This window comes from Sutcliffiella horikoshii (assembly GCF_002157855.1).
GTDB lineage: Bacteria > Bacillota > Bacilli > Bacillales > Bacillaceae_I > Sutcliffiella_A > Sutcliffiella_A horikoshii_C.
The window spans coordinates 1-18,297 of record NZ_CP020881.1 but is presented as its reverse complement, the minus strand read 5'-3'; the positions used below and the strand labels follow the sequence as shown (position 1 = coordinate 18,297).

Sequence of the window (18,297 nt, the reverse complement as noted above, 5' to 3'; positions counted from 1 at the left end):
TTTGTTGCCCCTCCTAGTTCAAAGCCTACTACTATTTTATCAAAAAGGTACCTATTTGATATATAGTTTTTGATAAAAGTTTTGGAGTTAAAAATGCACAAAAAAGGACCTATTAAGGTCTCCTTTTACCTCTTATCAAAAACCATCGTTATTGGAACATCCCTACTATATCAAAGGTTTCTATCTTAACGTACAATTTTTTCGAAATGTTATCTGTACCCCAATGAAGAGTCACAAGAACGACTGACCAAGCTCAATTGGCTCAACCCGTTAAAGTTTAAGCACAATCAAAAGATAAAAGAAGAGGAAGAAGAGATTTCTCGTACAAAAGACCGATTTACCTCCATAAGAATTACTATTAAGATTCCTGATCCCAACAACAAATTCAAACGTAGCAATAAGGATTAAGATTATTAGAAGCTGTGGTACATGGAATGGAACAAGCCGGAAGAGAAATGCTTAGGGGATAAAAAAGACAGAAGCAAATACGAATTAAAGGGGAATTCTGGGTCAGTTCCTGTTTATTTGTAGATTTCTACCGCGCTAACATCGGATACTGGTTGTTTGATTTTCATTAAAGAGCCTCCCGCATAATATCCCTTAATCTATTATTTCTTCAGGAAAACCATCATACCAAATCAATATATAGTATTCGAATATAAATATATACTATATATTGATTAATGGGGATAGTTATGATACCTTAAATATACAAAGAATTTCCAAAGATTAAATATTGTGTTATTAGCCAAAAGCAAAGTGGGAATAATACTAATAGAGATAAAAATAAAAAACCTTACATTTAGTATAGGTTTTCGAAAAAAAGGTGCATATAATATTATATATAGCAATTTTTGAACAAGTAGAGTTTTCTGAACCTTGAAAATCTACCGAAAATATGTTATTATAAACATAAGTGTATTTATTTCACTTTCACTTCATTGTACATAACATCTTGTCGAAAAGTACACGAAAATAAACGAAAACTAAAGGGAGAGTGGTTCTTGTTGAACTCTAACGCCGCCGAGAAATCTTTCGGGTGCGGGCAGTTGGAGGTGGATGACAAATGAATATAAGTCGAAAAACTATTATTAGTTTTTTAGGAAGTTACAGTGTTTCATCCATGATAACTGGGTGCGGAAGTCTTTACTTAATGCACATAGGATACAACCAAGTCATAACTACTTTAATTCTATCATTCGCCCCAGCAATCGCATTCGTTATAGCATTGATATTGATGTTGTTTTACGATTTGCTGAAGAGGATGTTAAAAATCATTCCAAGTTTATTTAAGAAACTCGGAAGGCTGAGTCTTTCCTTCTTCATGCAAATTCTCCTTGCAATGTCGGAAGTTGCAATGGAAAATATCAGCAAACTTCGTAAAGTGTGGAACGAAGAGCGTGAAAAGCGTAAGGTTAGGAAAGAAATCAAGCAACAAGGTAATGCTAGTTAATAATTATGGTCTTTGATGGCTACTTTCGGTGTCGGAACCGGAAGTAGTCTTTTTTAATTATTCTCTCTAATTATTAATATTCTTATACATTCATGATCAATGTTCTTGAATTATTAAGTATTCAGAATTGTGTGTCAATAAACAACCAATAAAAAATAAGTTTCTCAACTTATATTTTGAAACGCCATATAACTTACACTATTGAACAACTTTTTACAAGTCTTTAAAAGACTATACAAGACGATTATACACATTCCGGTTAAACAATACAACAAAATGATGTCGAAAACCATACATTTTATAGACTTTCCTTGATTTTTTTACTTTTACATGATAATAAATACTATTTCTATGGTATTTCCCTTTCTCCTGCTTTTGTAACATAATATGCATTACTTTTCATAAGATGATGATTATAAACATAAACCCTTGAATTGTATCGTTTGGTTCGGAACTGCTCGAGTTGGTTTCTAATTTCATGAATATGATGTGCAAGATCGGGAATAGAAAAATAAGAAGGACTTCTGCAATTGGTTGCGCAATCCGATATAGATAGCTATTTCTAATGTTTTTGGGTATTTCAACGTATCTAATACATGAGAACCGAATATAATAAGAGTAAGTAACTTTACAACTATGCCGGATATGGTATAATAAGGGTGAAGTTAATTAATTCCTCGCGAATTAAAAAGTCGGAGAGCTCCTACCGTATAAGTGGAGAATGGAAAGAGTCGGAGAGTTCCTACCGTATAAGTGGAAAATGAAACAAGTCGGAGAGCTCCTACCGTATAAGTGGAGAACTAAAAAAGATACGAATGGAGTGGCAATTGCCACTCCATTTTTTTTAGGGTAGGGGGAGAAAAATAGTATGATGTTGTGTGGGATAGAATCTAGCTATCTAGATTTCTTAAGAAAAACAGATAAGAATGTTAGTACTGACCCAACAAAAAATCGCAAATTTGTGGGTATTTTGTTTGAAGTAAATGGATATATATATTGTGCTCCTTTAACTTCACCAAAGCCTAAACATAAAAAAATGTCAGACAAGCAACCTGATATCTACAAAGTGGATAGTGGGAAGTTGGGGTTAATTAATCTAAACAATATGATTCCAGTTACAGAATCAGTCATAATACGAATTGACATCAACAAGGAACCACAAGAAGACTACAGGAATTTAATGACCAAACAAATGATTCACATACGAAAAGACGAGGACCTTATTAAGAAAAAAGCTAATAAGTTATACAAAATAGTAGGGAGTGGCAAACAGCCAAAATTAAACGATCGTTGTTGCGACTTTATAGAGTTAGAAAAGGCTGCGCCTGGTTACATACTTTCACAACAGCAAACGGCTTCAGCTATTTCCAAACCAGCAACAAAATAACCTTAATATTGTTCAATAAAGGGACTTTTAACAAAGTTCCTTTTTTTAGTTATCTCTCGAATTACTCAAACGTTGTTTGGTTGCCTCAATGGCAACCTTTTAGTCTTCAGGACATTAACGAAAAATACAAAAATAGAATTGTAAAACAGAGATCGAATTATTATTAAAAAATAATGATAATAGTTAAAGCGTTGATAAGACTATTTTTTTGTGGTTTTAGGGGTGTGAGGTTTACCTCAGATTTCAGGAGAGAAGTGAGAGGAAAACCTCACACCTGACAAATTCCAAAAAATCGTATTTAAAATAATAAAGTCTAGCAGGCAAAGTTGCTTTTTTACCATTCTGATTTTTAATACTCTTTAAAGAGTATTGGTACAATCTCAGAGTTAGCTTATCCAGTTGAACATTATTTTTTCTAAAGGAATGTTAGCAGGACCCTGAGTATGTACTGTACATCCATTATCTTTGAATAAACGTTTCTTCGAAGAAATGAAGCTTCAAAATAGTAATAACCATAATAGTTTGCTCTTTATCCACCGAATCTTCAAACCGCGGACAACTTTGTTTTGTAACAAGATTAAATCTAATTCTTATCTGTTCAACACGGAAAGCTCCTCAATTGAGTTTTGGGGTTAACTATATTATATAAAAAGATGATTACTTCTATTTCAACAAGTAATCATCTTTCTTTGTTGTTTATTATAAACTTTGTTATAATAATTTTATTAAAGTTTATAATTTTCTTGTTTTTTGCAACTCCATCTGAGTTAGCAGGGCTTAACTAATAAACACAGCGATCTTTGGATCGATTTTGAACCCTAATTGAAGTGCGTCTTCTTTTAGAAAACAAATCGACTAAAAGGTCGCTTTTTTCGTTTATTAAGCCATTTGTGAGTTACATCCTGGAGCACAGGACAACTACATAATATGTGACTAAAGGAATTCAACTGGACTATAGGTGATCCAAGAATTCCTTTTTTATGTGCAAAAATCACCTTTTACTAATATATTTCAAATCCATAACAGCCAATAGAGAGAAGAGAAAAGCTGGATGGTGTTGACCTTATATAGAGAGAAAAAGTGGTCAGCGAAGACTTTAGGTGCAGTTGTTTCAACCTTGTTCGGTAACAACGACCTGTTATGTGGTAGGACACGAAAAAATCTATGGAACATGCGCTGCAAAGACGTAGCAGCGAAATCAAATAAGCACGTCATGCCTGCGGGCACACTCCCACTTCGTTTGGTGATATCGCCAAACTCTAGCAAACGCTGGTACAAGTGGAACGCACCCCATTACAGAATGTAATGGCCAAGCAACGCTTGGAGTTGTGCAACTACATGCTAAACGTTAACTACATATCGAGGCTGAAACTGTCGCGCGACTGTCTATGTGGGTGAGAATCGCCCATATAGACAGTCGCACGGAACGTGCTACTGTCTCCCTGATATCAACGTATTCATCGTATAACTAAGCGTCAGCGAGTAAAACTCGTGTAAAAATGCGATGAAATGCTACTAGGTGAGGTCTGTTCATCTGAGGAAAAGGAGTTGAGAGATTGGCCAAAAGAGGCTGGATCAAACCTTCGGTTAAGCTAAAGGAATTTGCAGAACAAAACTCTGAAATTAGTAATAAAGGAGTTTATCGTAACCTGATGGAGCAACTGAATAAAGTGGCAAAACATTCAAAAGGGATATCGATAACCAGTCAACGACAATATTACAATCACATGGATCAATTTTGTCGGTTTGTTGCTGATAACTACAACCTAAAGTCTCTAGGGAACCTCCAAGATAAACACGTTGTCGCTTATGTTATAGAACGACAAAATGAAGGCAAGTCAGCTGCAGCTGTTAAACAGGATCTCGCAGCGATTCGTTACTTTCATAACCAGATACCTAAGACTAGGTATCATTTGAGCGACAATAAAGAGCTGACACAACGAAATGCCGATTTTTCACTAGAAAGACGACGGTTCGGGGGAATAAGCAGGAGATGCACCAATTCAGAGTATAAAGGGTTGGTGAAGCTTGCACACTCTTTAGGAAGAAAAGAGATTGCTACAGTGATTCAATTAGCAAGACACCAGGGCCTTCGAATTCATGAAGCTATTAGAATGGACAGAGCAACTGCTGAAAAGGCCCTGAGAGACGAAATACTAGTCATTAAGGGTAAAGGAGGGCTTGTAAGGAAAATCCCCCTTAGAAAAGAAGCTAGAGGCCTCCTGAAAGCTACTATTGAACTGGTGCCTCGTGGTCACAAGTTATTTGTAACCCCTACTGAAAAAGCTCATACAGTTATTCAACGAGTTCAGGATTTTATTAGGATTCATCGAGAAAAAATATATGATTCGGCTAATGATCGGCCCCCAGGAGTAGAAGTTACTTTTCATAGTTTCCGTCATGCATTTGCAAAGGAGCAATATGAGTATTTCATTGCGCAAGGCTTGAGTGAAAAGCAAGCACGCTATGAAACTAGCCTTTTAATAGGCCATTCCAGAGAGGACGTAACACGAATTTATTTAGGGGAGTGAAGTCATTTCTGTGATTAATCTTAATGTAATGGAACTAAACACGAAATTACAAAAGCAAAAGGAATATATCGAATTGTTAAAAGAAGATATTGAGGGATTAAAAAAGGATAAATCTACCTTAAAGCAATATTTAAAGGGGAAAATTACGAGGTCAACATTTGTGCGACAAGGGTTGAAATCTATTAGTAACGGTAGCTTCTGGATTCATTATTTAGTCTTTCCTGTTACCGGAATACCTTTGAATTTAAATATTGAGGATATAAGAGAATTAATAGAAGAAGTTATGCAGCCATTACTACAAAAAGGAGGGTCTTTTGAAGGGTATCAAATTGAGAAAATAGATTATTCGGAGCGAAAGAAAATTTGGTATGTCCAAGTTTGGAGTACTTTGGTACCTGACATGGATTAAATCCGCCAATTAATCAAAAAATAGCGTATTTTGTCGAAAAAAACAGGGGTATCTATTTATTTCTACACCTTCTAGCAACATAATCCAAAGTTTGCTAGAATAATAGACATAAGAAAAACCCCTAAAGTTTGGCGACGGAAGGGGCTTTCTTAGAGAAAACAAGGAAGGTTGTTCACCTTCTATGCTTATTTATGCATTTTTTTATATTTCTAAATGCATTATAGCATATTGGTGTTCACTCTTCCATAACATAGGAGGAGTTTTTGTGTTTATTAAAGGAAAAAAGAAAAGAGAAGAATTACGGTTGCCCATATTACATTATGTAGTCGCTGATGACTGGATTAATAAATTGGGGGAAAAGGCATTCAGTGGTTGGTTACGATTCCATACCTGGTGTGATCGAACTGAAGAAGCCAGGGAAAAATCCGACTATGATATTATTCCTTATTCTCTCGAGAAAGTCGCTAAAAAGTTAGGGTGCAGTGTTTCAACTTTATACCGAAGCTACATCCACCCATTGTGGGAATATGGATTAATAGATTTACAAGAATATAGTAATAGTGTTCGTAAAACGACAAAACCAGTAAATATCATCGTTTATGACTATCCCCAGAATCAAAAAGAGCTGGAGACAAAGCCTTTAGAAAAATGCCGAGACTGGAAAAAGGACTATGGTTCTAAAGCACAGTTTTTTGCATTGAAACTGCATAAAACTAACCCTTCTAAAAATGAAAGGGTAGACCCTTCTAAAAATGAAAGGGTGCACCCTTCTAAAAATGAAAGGGTAACCCTTTCAAAAATAGAAGGCAATAATGTTTTAAATAACTCTAATAATGTTTTAAATAACTCTATAACTAATGAGACAAATAATTTATTAATGGATGAAGAGAAAACCTCTGTAAAAGAAACAAAACTCTTTAAACATTTGTTAGCTTGTAAAATAGACTCAGCTGTAGCAAAGTCAATCGTTGAATTAAGTATACATAATGAATTACAGCTAGATGAATATGAGATAAAGGAACAATTGAAACAGATGTATTACGAAACAAACATAGAAGGGAAAGTAATAATTGATTACCCCACTTACTTCTTGAACGGTATCATAATGCAGAGACAACAACGAAAAGAAAAAAAGTTCCGGAAAGATCTAGAGAGAGTGCAAATAAAGAAACAAAAACTTCAACAAACTAAAGCCGAAAGAGTACCATTTTATAACTGGCTAGATTAAAATCCAGTTAGATTATCACCTGTTAAATAGAAGAGCAGTTCCGTTTTTTAGAACTGCTCTTCTATTTAACAAACAAACAATATTGGAATAAAAGAAGAAACGTTGGAAGTTAGAAATATTATAATATGGTAGATGCAATCTCTTTAAAAATACATACAAATCTCCAATCTAATTAAAATCAATCTTTGGGGTTACTAATCTTTGATTAGAAGACATTTGTGGATTGTTTTTTCACTATTAATTATATCTTTCCGTAAAAGTTTAAGGTTACCTATATGTAAGCTCTTTTGTCGTTGAGAAAAATTATAACAACCTTAAGAGGAGTTTTAAGATAAATATAGAAATATGATATTATGAATATTAGAATAAAAGAAGAAACGTTTAAAAGAAGAATGGAGGGTAGTTTATGGCTGTTACAATTACAATGGGGATACAAAAAGGAGGATGCGGAAAATCCACTACTACAGGAATCCTAGCATACCTTATCAGTCAAAAGGGATATAAAGTTCTGGCAATTGATATGGACTCACAAGGAAACTTAACAGAGCTTCTTTCTGAACAACCATCAAATGATTTTATGGGTAAATCTGTGTTGGAAGCGATGCAGCAAAACAACGTAGAAGAGTTTATTGTACCAATAAACGGTAATTTGGATCTATTACCTGCAAATAACTTTTTAGCTACTTTTCCACGATGGATCTATACTGGAAAGACCTATAATGGATCCACTATTCCCTTTAAAGGAAATCCTAGTTTAATATTGGATCAGACATTGGATTCCGTAAGAGATAAGTACGATTTTATCGTTATTGATACACCACCATCTTTGAGTGAACAAACAACAAATTCTTTGTGTGCCAGTGAATATGTAGTTGTACTATTTGAATGCTCAAACTGGTGTTATTCAGCCATCCCAAACTTCATGGATTCAGTAAATGGTGCACAAGAATTTGGGAATAGAGGTACTGAGGTGCTGGGAATTTTACGTACAATGAATGATGTTAGAAGAAGTGATGCTAAGGCCTTTAATGAGTTAATAGCAGAAGATTATCCCGAACAAATTTTTGAAACGATAATTACTAGAAAAGCACCTACTGGAAGATTATCTTTATATGGATTTAATTCAAATAACGAACTTAAAAGTGCTCTAGCGCAATATGAAAATTTTTATGAGGAGTTGATGTCACGTGTCCAAAGTAAATGACATTAAAAATAAAATGCGTAGTCAAAAACAAGTAACTCCAACACAAGTACTTAATGAAAATGTCGGAGAAGAAACAAACGTTGAAATAAAAGAAGAAAAAAAGGTTGAAAGAAAGCGTGTTTCCTTTGATTTAAGAACTGATTTGCATAAAGAATTAAAAATGCAGTCTTTACTTAAGGAGAAAAACATTTACCTTCTAATTGAAGATGCTTTAGAGCAGTATTTAAAAGAAATTAAGTAGAAAGATATTTAACAATTAGCTTTCTTATGCTTATAAGAGTTTTTTGGTTGTTTTTAGGAGTAAAGAAGTACAATAAACAAGCAAGCTGTTGGGGTTGCTTGTTTTGTTTAGCAAGGTGATTTCCTATGATAATCTAATGTTTCATTCTCCAAGTTCTTGTGTGTATTAAATATTATAGAATTCTAATACTTTGCTTGGCATGTGTCTGTCTTCAGAGTTTTTTTACATAATGTGAAAAATATAATTATTAACTGAATAGAAAAGTTAATTTTATTAATTTCATCCTTAATAAACCATATTTTGTCCAAATTAATACATATTTCATTGATTTTCACCTAAATTTGCCAATTTTACTGATATTATTCAGTAGTATTTAAATTTAAATTAATTTAGGGGGATTTATAATGAATTTAGCTTATAACACTTTCGTAGCATCTAAGCCAACTTATTCAAAAGTCACAGACTTTATTTGGGGAGTAGCAAACATCGTTTTTAGAAACTTTAAGGATAAATTAGTTGGTAAGTTCAAAACTGCTCAGGAATTATTTTATGTAATTGGTGGAAAAATTAGAGCAGTTATTAACGGAACTGCAATTGATGGCTGGACAGGTATTGGTAAGTTATTCATTGACATCGCTGATATCATTGTTTCCGTGACTCCAATTGGTAATGCTGCGATGGTTGTAAAAACTCTTTGGGACATCGGAAATTTGGCATAAAAAAAAGATCTCACCATCAGGTGAGATCTTTTTTAGTGTTATTTAAACTTGGATACGCAAAAAAAATGTAAATTTTTAAGTAAATTTGTAAAAAATAATAAAAAAATGGTGTTTTTTGCTTATGATGTAAATTATAATAAGTTATGACAATTTTAGGAGGTTTTAAAAATGAAAAAAAAGAACGTATTATTAGGTTTAATTCTAAACCTAATACTTCCTGGGTTAGGAAAAAATGGTGTTTTTTGCTTATGATGTAAATTATAATAAGTTATGACAATTTTAGGAGGTTTTAAAAATGAAAAAAAAGAACGTATTATTAGGTTTAATTCTAAACCTAATACTTCCTGGGTTAGGCCAAATATATTATGGAAATACGAAGAAAGGTATTATGTTGATTTTTGGATATTTAATTTCTTGGGTTTCTATTCTTATTGTGATCGGGATAATTTTATTACCAATAATAATACTTTATAGCTTAGTAGATATTGCTCTAACACATAGAAAATTCACCCCGGTAAATGCTTAATATGCTGGATACAAAAAAAATAACTATAATATTAATCTTCATTGCATTTTTACTAATTTCACTAGGATATTTAATTACAGAGGAACACAAAGTAGCGAATTTAGAAATTTATTCTCTTAAATTTAAAGACTTACAGTTTATATTTTTGAATAATCTTTTTATCATTTCTTTTTGCTTACTATTCTCTGTTTTTGCACTCCCCATTCTTTTTTCTTTTTATTTTTGGTTTAGTATCGGAGTAGCAGCCAAAATGAGTGGTATAAATCCACTAGTGTATTTTTTTACATTTTCTTTTCACGGAATAGGAGAACTAGCATGTTCAATAATAATGTTCTTATTTACAATCAATCAGTTCAAATTAATCATTTCAATAATTAAAGGAAAACAGGATAAAACTAATGTTAAGTCATTCTATTTAAATTTCTTTAAAAAGACCTACCCAATAATTATTGCTATTCTAATTATCAGTTCATTTATTGAAGTTTATGTGTCTAATAAACTGGTACAAGAACTAGCAATTGATCTTTCGTGGATAATTCTGATGATTTAGCTACATAATTGGAGGCAACTTAATTGAGAGAGCTATATATTAAACTACCAATGCATAGAAAATCCAAAAAACCTATTCCGATATTAGATGAAAATAGGCAGGTAATAGGTCACATTCAGCGTTACTTGAAAAGTAAAACAGAAAAAGCTATGGATATAATATCTATCTATGAATTACCTACTGCTATTCTAAATGTTGTTGCAACAGATGAGAATGGAGAAGTTCTTACTGATTTAAAAGCACACCCTAATTGGTTTTCTAAGCAAACCTGGGATATGGAATATATCTATAACAAGGAGAAATACAGTTGCGAAGTGAAGAATACCAATTTAATAAAGGCTAATTCATTAAAGGAATTTGAGTATACAACACGAGGTAATTTTTACAAAATAAAAGTAAAAGGCCGCAACGCTGTATTTTATATTAATAACAATATATTAGCTGAAGCAGTACCAGCAGACAAAAATCCACTTACAGATAAATATGTTTTTCGGATACATACTATGGATGAAAATGTTCTTTCATTAGTTAGTCTATTTTACCTTTTCATCAACACCGATTAAGAACTCTTTAGTTTAATGGTTTTGGGGGGAAAGTTTTACTTTATGGAACTAAATACTTTAAATAATAAGATTATAGTTAAGACAAGATCAGCCATTGTTTTTGTTGAATACAAACAGATTCATTTTTTTGAAAGTTTTAACGGTTTAGTTAGTATGCAGACATCTGACAAAGAATATCAATTTAGAGAATCATTAAAAAATCTAGAGATTATTCTTCCCGACTGTTTTATTAGAGTGCACAAATCCTTTATTATAAATAAAAATTCTATTCTAGAATTACAATTTGTAAAAGGCGATACATATGAAGCGATTTTTTCAAGTGGAAATTCAGCTTTAGTAAGTAAAAAATATTTAAAAAAAATATTATTGGATGAATGTGAATGAAAAAGATACCCTTAAAAAATTTACTTATTTTAACCATAATTATGTTTTCTGTTTTTTTTCTAAAAGATTTATTTCTGTTCTTTATGGAGCTTCTAGTAATTCCTTTAAAAAATTACGGTTTAACAATAATAGTTATTACACTATTTATAAAACTTGCTATTACTCCATTAACGTTCAAAGATGACGTGAGTAATAAAAAGAAAGTACTATTAAAAAACAAGTTTGAGAAGCTAGAACAAAAATATAGATTAAATTTGAAAGATGAAAAACTAAGTACAGATATTAAAGAGGAAATCAATTCTCTTAAAAACTATTATCACATAAACTCATTTTCTCTGACTGGATGTTTAAGTTTAATTTTCCAATTGGTTGTATTTTATAGTTGGTATCGTACCATAAGTGATGCCTCTAATATTCATGAGGAAAAATTCATGTGGTTGACATTAGGAAACCCTGACAAATACTATGTTTTCCCAATTGTATTTTTTGTTTTAACAATTATAAGCTTTTATATTAGTGGAATAATAAACAACTGGAAGATTTGGTTAGTGTGTTTAATATTATCAGTATTAATCTGTTACTTAGGATCCATACTTATGGGGGGATATTGTTATATTTATCCACTAATCTCTTCTTTGGTATTGTGAAAGATGCTTTAATAAAACGTTATTCAAAACACCAAATAACGTTAATAGAAAAGAAGCAGCCTAAATTACAATTAAAATATGGGGAAAGTATATGAAACAACAAAAAATTTTAGAAGTTAAGAATGTGTCTAAGACAGTACAAGGAAAAAAAATAATAAATGATTTATCCTTATCTATTAATAAAGGAGAAATTATGGGTTTATTAGGACCTAACGGAGCTGGTAAAACCACTCTTATTCGCATACTAGTGGGACTAATAAGCAAAGACTCTGGGGAAGTGTCTATTAATGGATACGAAATAGGTTCATCATTCGAAAATGCAATGAGTCATGTTGGAGTAATAGTTGAAAATCCTGTTCTGTATGATTTTATGACCGGTTATGAAAACTTAATTTATTTTTCTACTATGAGTAGAGAATCAGTCGATAAACAAACAATTACTCAACTTCTAAAAGACGTTAATCTACTAGAGGCTGCAAATAAAAAGGTTAAAAACTATTCTTTAGGAATGAAACAACGCCTTGGTATAGCACAAGCTCTTCTAAATAATCCAGTTTTATTAATTTTAGATGAGCCAACGAATGGTTTAGATCCCGAAGGAATAAAGGAGCTCCGTACATTTTTGCGAGCTCTTGTGAATAAAGGAGCCTCCGTGCTAGTCTCAAGCCATCTCTTAAGTGAAATGGAACTGATGTGTGATAGAGTTGCTGTGGTGAAAAAGGGAGAAATTAAGAGAGTTTTAAATGTTAGCGAATTGACAGAGCAAAATAAGGAAAACAAACTAAATGTCACATTTTATTTGGAAAATGTAAAGAGTGCAAGTAAATATTTAAGTACAAGTAAATATCCAATAATTGAATCCATTGAAAATAGCAATATCGTACTGAATTTATACAAACAAGAAATTCCAAAAGTTATACATCTTCTCTCAAGTAACGCTGTTGATATATTTGAGGTAAATATTCATGACAAAAAGCTAGAAACAAAATATATGGAAATTATTAACCAATAAAGGATTATTCTCATGAATGTAACTGTTAAGTTAATTAAAAATGAATTAAAAAAAATTCACAAGAGCCCTAGAAACTTAATTTTTTATTTAATGATATTAGCTATTGTAATAGGAATTGGCTTAATGAGTAAATATATTGATTCTGCAACATCAGAAGAAAATTGGAAAGATCAATTAGAAAACGAAATAAAGGAAACTCAAGAATTTATTGATGATAACCCAGAGATGCCAATAGGTGTTAAGGAAGATCAAGTGAAACACATTAATAACCTTGAATATTACCTTAGTAGTAATACAAATCCTTATGAAAAGAATAATTGGACTTTTGTTATGCAAGCTCTTAAATTCTCTTCAGTTATTTCTCTCTTTACTATTATACTTGCTAGTGAAATAGTATCTAATGAATTTGCTAAAGGTACTATTAAAACATTATTAACTAAACCCTTTAAAAGATGGAAAATATTGCTTTCGAAATATTGCTCCATGATTATATTTATGTTTTCACTATATCTATGTCTCATAATTACATCCATTATTGTAGGAGCATTCCTTTTTGGAATAGGTGATTTTAATTCATCTGTCATAATTGCTACAAACACTGGTTACGAACAACAACTTTTAATACCAAACATATTAAAATATTTCTGTTTGAAATCGCTCGACATAATTGTAATTTGTACAATAACATTTATGATATCGACTTTATTTAGAAGCAACACAATCGCCTTAGTATTAACCTTATTATTATTATTTGGATCGGGATTTTTAACTACCTGGATCAACAATTTTTCTTGGGGGAAATATACATTGTTTCCAAATATGAATCTAACACAATTTATGACTTATAATTTTGACAATGACAACATAAGTATGTATTTTTCACTAATTGCGGTAATACTTTATTCTAGTCTTTTTTTAGGAATTACCTTCTATACTTTTAACAAAAAAGACATTTAAATTAAACACTAAAACACATAGTATAAGCTATGTGTTTTAGTGTTTAAAAATGAGAGAGAAGGAACATTTATGGAACCTAAATACATAATAATTATTGCTTCAATTCTTATTTTTGTTTCTATTATTTTATTTGCAATATTACTTATGAAGTTAAATCATTCACCAAGAAACGATTTCAAGTTTAATAATAGGCCACCTGAAAATTTAGGTTTAGTAAACATAAACATATATTTGACTGTAGTAACACTTTTGAATAACGCAATTGAAGAACAATTCATCAATCAAATAAAAGAAAGAATTATACAAAAAAATAATATTAATGATAACTATTTTGAGTGGAGTTTATTAGAATTAAAGCGTTTCTTTGTACTTACAAAAATATTAAAAAATGTGAGTTTGTACAGTAAATTTGCAGATGAAATATGGCACGAAATGATACTTTCTACAAAAGAATATTGCAAATTCAGCAATATTTATAACGGAGAATATATACACCATACTCCCAAAAATCCTAATGATCCTTTGAATGTTTATTATTTTGCTTACACTGACGAAAGAGCCTTTTTTGACTGGATATATTCGAAAATCTTTAAGATACTGCCGGAAAACGAATATTTAAACAAAAAGTTCTTCAAGACTCCTTTATCAAAGGAATTTATTAAATGGATTGATCAATCTTCTATCAATGATATTCGAGACAGATATTTCTGTAGCAATCAAGATTCATATTTAATTACTCAACTAATTGTTGAATTGAAAGAAGATATAAGAAAAATGACAGCACTGAATTTAAATACCATAAAGCAAAGACAAAAAGAAAATGACTATGTATTACCCTTCTTGTATTTTTCATATTTTTATCAAGGTGAATTCAATGATATGATGTGGCATGATAGTGAAACCGGCATAGCTGATAGTAATGATAGTGGTGGAAGTTGTGGCTCTGCTAGTTGTGGTGGCGGTGATTAGAATCTTCTCATACTAAATCTCTTTTCAGCGAGACGGTGGTAATTATTAAGGACATTAAGGGATTGAGGATTGTAAAATAGCACATTTATTATTCTCCATGTTTTTATAACTTCGACTTAGAACTTCAATAATATATAGAGAGGAAATGAAGGAAGGGAAGTATTTCAGAAGAAATAAACGTTTCTTCCTTTTCTTCTTTCCTTGTTTATATCAAGTCCATTCGTCTTTATAAACTGGCAAATGAAGACCAAGTGGAACTATTTTCGTGCTATAACACCCTCTTGTTTCACAAGAGGGTGTTATTTTGTATTCAAGTAGAGTAATTTAGAGGAGGTTTAAAATAAGGAGTAATCAATGTGTGGACACAAGATGGGTGAAAATTAGAACAAGAACTTTAGACTCAGCAATAATTATATTTTTTTAATAATACTGACTATAAGACTATGAAAACAATAGAAACAGGTAAAATGTATACTCCTCAGAACGTTGGGAATGCTAGTTTTATAGCCTAATGAAATGAGGAATGTACATGATCTTCCAAATCAAAACACCAGATCCAGATTTAGAATTTAAAGTGAAAGACTATTATAAGCATTTAAATAGTAATTTCCCATATGGAATAAAAGGTTTGTATTGCTTTTATTCTAATTTAAACGAATCTCTTTACGCAGGAAAATCAACGGAGATAAAAACGAGAATATCTGCTCATATAAGAGAGTCAACACATACCAAAGAGTTTGCTGGAGAATTTTTTTATGTAAAGATTTGGTTAATAAAAAATCAAGTGGATTTGGACATGTTGGAAACTTTCATCATTAATGAATTAAAGCCTAAGTATAATAGTAGTAAGGTTTACAATGATTCTTTAGACCATTTGGATGATAACACTCTATATAAAAATTCATTTTCATGGATAAATGAGAGTTATATAAATGGTTTATCAGAGAGTGAAATGAGAGTTCTAAGCTATCTAAAAGAAATGTTGATTAAACAATTAAAAGAAAGAGAATATACTTTTAGACAAATGTTCCAAGAGACAATAAGGGAAACAAAATATTCACTAGAAAGTTATTATTCTGATTTTATTAAAGAGGCAGAGGAATACCTAAAAGAAGAACTTGGAAAATGCTTAGATATCTGTTTACAAAAACAATACTCTGATTTGTGTATAAAGTTCGAAGAAAGGGTTAAACAACTCTTATTTCTAGAAGAAAAAGTGTTCTGGGTCACTAATGAAACAAACTTTGTAGCTGATGATTTAAATGAAATTAAAAGAACAATGAACTTTAAATTAGAAAAAGTTTATCAGGACTATGCGGTTTTGAAAGGGGAACTAGAAAAGTATAAAAGGAAAAGATTTAGAAATGTATTATCCTGGTTTAATAAAAGTAAGTAATAATAATTGTTGAGATAGTTAAAAGATAGAAGGAGCGATTAATATGTGGGAAGACAAATCCCAAATACTTTATATTAAGTTAAAAATCACTAGTATCATAGGGATGTTGGAAGAGGACAGTGCGTATACAAAGGACGCAGCAAGTAATGACCTAAAAAAAGTGTTAAGGCTGTTAGATGAAATGGAGCCAAAGATTTAAGAAAAATAAACGTTCCTCCTTTTATTTCTTTTTTTGATTATTAATCCACCCGTCTAACGCTGGCAAGTAAAGGCCGGGTGGATTTATTTTCGTTCGCCCACAGCAACTAAGTCGCAGTGATCTCTTTATTATAAGCTTGATTTAATATAATTATAACATAAGAAGTTATATGATTTTAGTAAGGGTTCATAAAAGAAGAAATAAACGTTTATTTCTTCTTTTACTGGTTTCTTTATTCAGTGGAATCCAGAAAAACACACGTTTTTCATGTTATAAGACCCAAATTAGCAACCAAAAGACACTTTCTGAAAAAGTAGCAGTCTCCAGGTAAGACCCGGTGAAGCAATAGAAGGTGAGTATATACAGCGCATGAAGAAGGGGTATGTGGGATTCATGTGTGGTTTTAAAGGGGGATGCAGTGGTAGTACAAAAGTTTTTGGATATGTTACAGGCAATGTAAATTGTAAGGTCATAGAGCAATTTATTGGTGATCTGGAGGGAGAAAAAGTCCTTGCTGCAGACAAAATAAGAAAGCGGAACATTTTTTGAGGAAATGCCCACTTTTGTACTAGTTTTCGCAATTCTTTTTTTGTAAGTAGCGGTTATTGGAAAAAAAACTGATATAATAAATTAACGTCCTAGGAATGGTCTCCACTTATACTTGCAAAGGAATGATGTTTCGAATGAAAAAGCTGAAAAAAGCTTGGAAGTTCGTTACTACTCATGAAGTCAAGTGGAGAACGGCGTTGGACTGGGTAACCTCAGTTGGACGCTTCCTCCTCTTGCTTTATCGAGTATTAACGACGACTAAGTGAATTCCCACCGCCGTTAATACTTAGCCACTGGACCCTTTGAAGGAAGGCGCTCGCGATCGTGTCCCCTAAGACACTCGGACGTTAAATGACCATTTAAAATCGCTTCCCACACGCCTTCCTTTTATTTTATTATGTCTTTTACCGAATAATGCTATACATAAACGTAAAAAAGCTCCAGGTTCCCACGCCCGGAGCTTTCTCTTTCCACTTATACTTACAAACTAAAAAATGATGTTTGAATACGTTAAACGTTATGAAAAAACGTCCATTTGCTTAGAAGTTCACTGGAAGTAACGCTCTTCCGACTCTTAAACTTCCCACGGCTTAAGACTCGGATTCTCCCTTTCCCTACCTGAGACACGTTCAGGCCATTAAGGTCAGGAACATGTATGATAGGTTAATATCATAGTAGCATAGGAGAAAACGTTTTTGTACCATTTTGTTGTGCTAAGTGCAACATATTACGAAAATTTGACTAATTTTTGTGCCTGTTGTCCTATTTTTTCACTAAGTCATCTTTTTGGTACGATAATAAAGGATAATCTTATACTATATTGCTTTTTACTTTTTAAGTGCTCTATACAGCGTGGATGCAGAAACACCTGACATTTTTTCAATCTCACGTATAGACATAGAACGTGATTGATACAAAGTTAGTGCATGACTAAGCTTTTTTTCGCTGACTTTTGGCCTTCCTCCTTTTCTTCCTCTTGCTCTTGCTGCTCTTAATCCAGCCATGGTTCGTTCACGGATAATATCTCTCTCAAACTCAGCTAATACAGACAACATTCCGAACATAGCTTTACCAGCTGCGGTTCCAGTGTCTAAGTTATCTTGAATGCTAACAAATTCTACCTTTTTCTCACTGAGTAAATCAGAAATTTCAATTAAGCGTTTTGTCGACCTGGCTAATCGGTCCAATTTATACACCACCAAGGTGTCGCCAGCCCTCAAAGTCCGAAGGGCAAGGGAAAGTTCTATTCGATTATCTTTTGCACCGGATTGCTTCTCTTGGTAAATTTCATTGCATCCAAATTTCTCTAAAGCATCCATCTGCAGATCCAATGACTGATCTTGTGTACTTACACGTGCATAACCAATTTTCAA

General features: G+C 32.1%; 19 protein-coding genes. 18 read left to right on the top strand and 1 reads right to left on the bottom strand.

Annotation, left to right across the window (positions count from 1 at the left end; all coding sequences use genetic code 11):
* Positions 1–1,066 precede the first annotated feature (1,066 nt).
* The 18 genes from B4U37_RS21715 (at position 1,067) to B4U37_RS22300 (ending at position 16,924) form a co-directional block, all read left to right on the top strand.
* Positions 1,067–1,453 carry a hypothetical protein gene (locus B4U37_RS21715; protein WP_088020453.1) on the top strand — a complete coding sequence of 129 codons (387 nt, stop codon included), beginning with the start codon at positions 1,067–1,069 and terminating at the stop codon, positions 1,451–1,453.
* An 868-nt stretch (positions 1,454–2,321) separates the two neighbouring features.
* On the top strand, positions 2,322–2,840 hold the full coding sequence (locus B4U37_RS21710) for a type III toxin-antitoxin system ToxN/AbiQ family toxin (protein WP_088020451.1): 519 nt from the start codon (positions 2,322–2,324) through the stop codon (positions 2,838–2,840).
* Between the two features lie 1,556 nt (positions 2,841–4,396).
* The gene (locus B4U37_RS21705) at positions 4,397–5,371 is read left to right on the top strand and encodes a tyrosine-type recombinase/integrase (protein WP_088020449.1); all 975 of its coding nucleotides are present in this window, start codon (positions 4,397–4,399) and stop codon (positions 5,369–5,371) included.
* Between the two features lie 28 nt (positions 5,372–5,399).
* The gene (locus B4U37_RS21700; RefSeq protein WP_088020447.1) at positions 5,400–5,780 is read left to right on the top strand and encodes a hypothetical protein; all 381 of its coding nucleotides are present in this window, start codon (positions 5,400–5,402) and stop codon (positions 5,778–5,780) included.
* 265 nt (positions 5,781–6,045) lie between these two features.
* Positions 6,046–7,008: a hypothetical protein gene (locus B4U37_RS21695; RefSeq protein WP_088020444.1), complete on the top strand. Its 963-nt coding sequence runs from the start codon at positions 6,046–6,048 to the stop codon at positions 7,006–7,008.
* 406 nt (positions 7,009–7,414) lie between these two features.
* Positions 7,415–8,212, top strand: a complete 798-nt coding sequence (locus B4U37_RS21690; protein ID WP_088020442.1) for a ParA family protein — start codon at positions 7,415–7,417, stop codon at positions 8,210–8,212.
* Positions 8,196–8,453 carry a hypothetical protein gene (locus B4U37_RS21685; protein WP_088020441.1) on the top strand — a complete coding sequence of 86 codons (258 nt, stop codon included), beginning with the start codon at positions 8,196–8,198 and terminating at the stop codon, positions 8,451–8,453. Before B4U37_RS21690 ends, B4U37_RS21685 begins: the two co-directional genes overlap by 17 nt.
* Before the next feature lie 404 nt (positions 8,454–8,857).
* On the top strand, positions 8,858–9,172 hold the full coding sequence (locus B4U37_RS21680; RefSeq protein ID WP_088020439.1) for a hypothetical protein: 315 nt from the start codon (positions 8,858–8,860) through the stop codon (positions 9,170–9,172).
* A 295-nt stretch (positions 9,173–9,467) separates the two neighbouring features.
* The gene (locus tag B4U37_RS21675; protein ID WP_088020438.1) at positions 9,468–9,698 is read left to right on the top strand and encodes a hypothetical protein; all 231 of its coding nucleotides are present in this window, start codon (positions 9,468–9,470) and stop codon (positions 9,696–9,698) included.
* A gap of 573 nt (positions 9,699–10,271) precedes the next feature.
* Entirely contained in the window at positions 10,272–10,811 is a 540-nt protein-coding gene (locus tag B4U37_RS21665) for a tubby C-terminal domain-like protein (protein ID WP_088020434.1), read from the top strand.
* 42 nt (positions 10,812–10,853) lie between these two features.
* Complete coding sequence (locus B4U37_RS21660; RefSeq protein ID WP_157663889.1) at positions 10,854–11,195, top strand: LytR/AlgR family response regulator transcription factor; 342 nt, start codon at positions 10,854–10,856, stop codon at positions 11,193–11,195.
* On the top strand, positions 11,192–11,842 hold the full coding sequence (locus tag B4U37_RS21655; RefSeq protein ID WP_088020430.1) for a YidC/Oxa1 family membrane protein insertase: 651 nt from the start codon (positions 11,192–11,194) through the stop codon (positions 11,840–11,842). Before B4U37_RS21660 ends, B4U37_RS21655 begins: the two co-directional genes overlap by 4 nt.
* A gap of 91 nt (positions 11,843–11,933) precedes the next feature.
* Complete coding sequence (locus B4U37_RS21650; protein ID WP_088020428.1) at positions 11,934–12,854, top strand: ABC transporter ATP-binding protein; 921 nt, start codon at positions 11,934–11,936, stop codon at positions 12,852–12,854.
* Between the two features lie 12 nt (positions 12,855–12,866).
* The gene (locus B4U37_RS21645) at positions 12,867–13,811 is read left to right on the top strand and encodes an ABC transporter permease (RefSeq protein ID WP_088020426.1); all 945 of its coding nucleotides are present in this window, start codon (positions 12,867–12,869) and stop codon (positions 13,809–13,811) included.
* Between the two features lie 69 nt (positions 13,812–13,880).
* The gene (locus B4U37_RS21640) at positions 13,881–14,780 is read left to right on the top strand and encodes a glycine-rich domain-containing protein (protein ID WP_088020424.1); all 900 of its coding nucleotides are present in this window, start codon (positions 13,881–13,883) and stop codon (positions 14,778–14,780) included.
* 529 nt (positions 14,781–15,309) lie between these two features.
* On the top strand, positions 15,310–16,176 hold the full coding sequence (locus B4U37_RS21635; RefSeq protein WP_157663888.1) for a GIY-YIG nuclease family protein: 867 nt from the start codon (positions 15,310–15,312) through the stop codon (positions 16,174–16,176).
* 43 nt (positions 16,177–16,219) lie between these two features.
* Complete coding sequence (locus B4U37_RS22145; RefSeq protein ID WP_157663887.1) at positions 16,220–16,375, top strand: hypothetical protein; 156 nt, start codon at positions 16,220–16,222, stop codon at positions 16,373–16,375.
* 369 nt (positions 16,376–16,744) lie between these two features.
* The gene (locus tag B4U37_RS22300; protein WP_088020420.1) at positions 16,745–16,924 is read left to right on the top strand and encodes a hypothetical protein; all 180 of its coding nucleotides are present in this window, start codon (positions 16,745–16,747) and stop codon (positions 16,922–16,924) included.
* A gap of 827 nt (positions 16,925–17,751) precedes the next feature.
* Here B4U37_RS22300 and B4U37_RS21625 read toward each other — a convergent pair.
* Positions 17,752–18,297, bottom strand: a complete 546-nt coding sequence (locus tag B4U37_RS21625) for a recombinase family protein (RefSeq protein WP_088020417.1) — start codon at positions 18,295–18,297, stop codon at positions 17,752–17,754.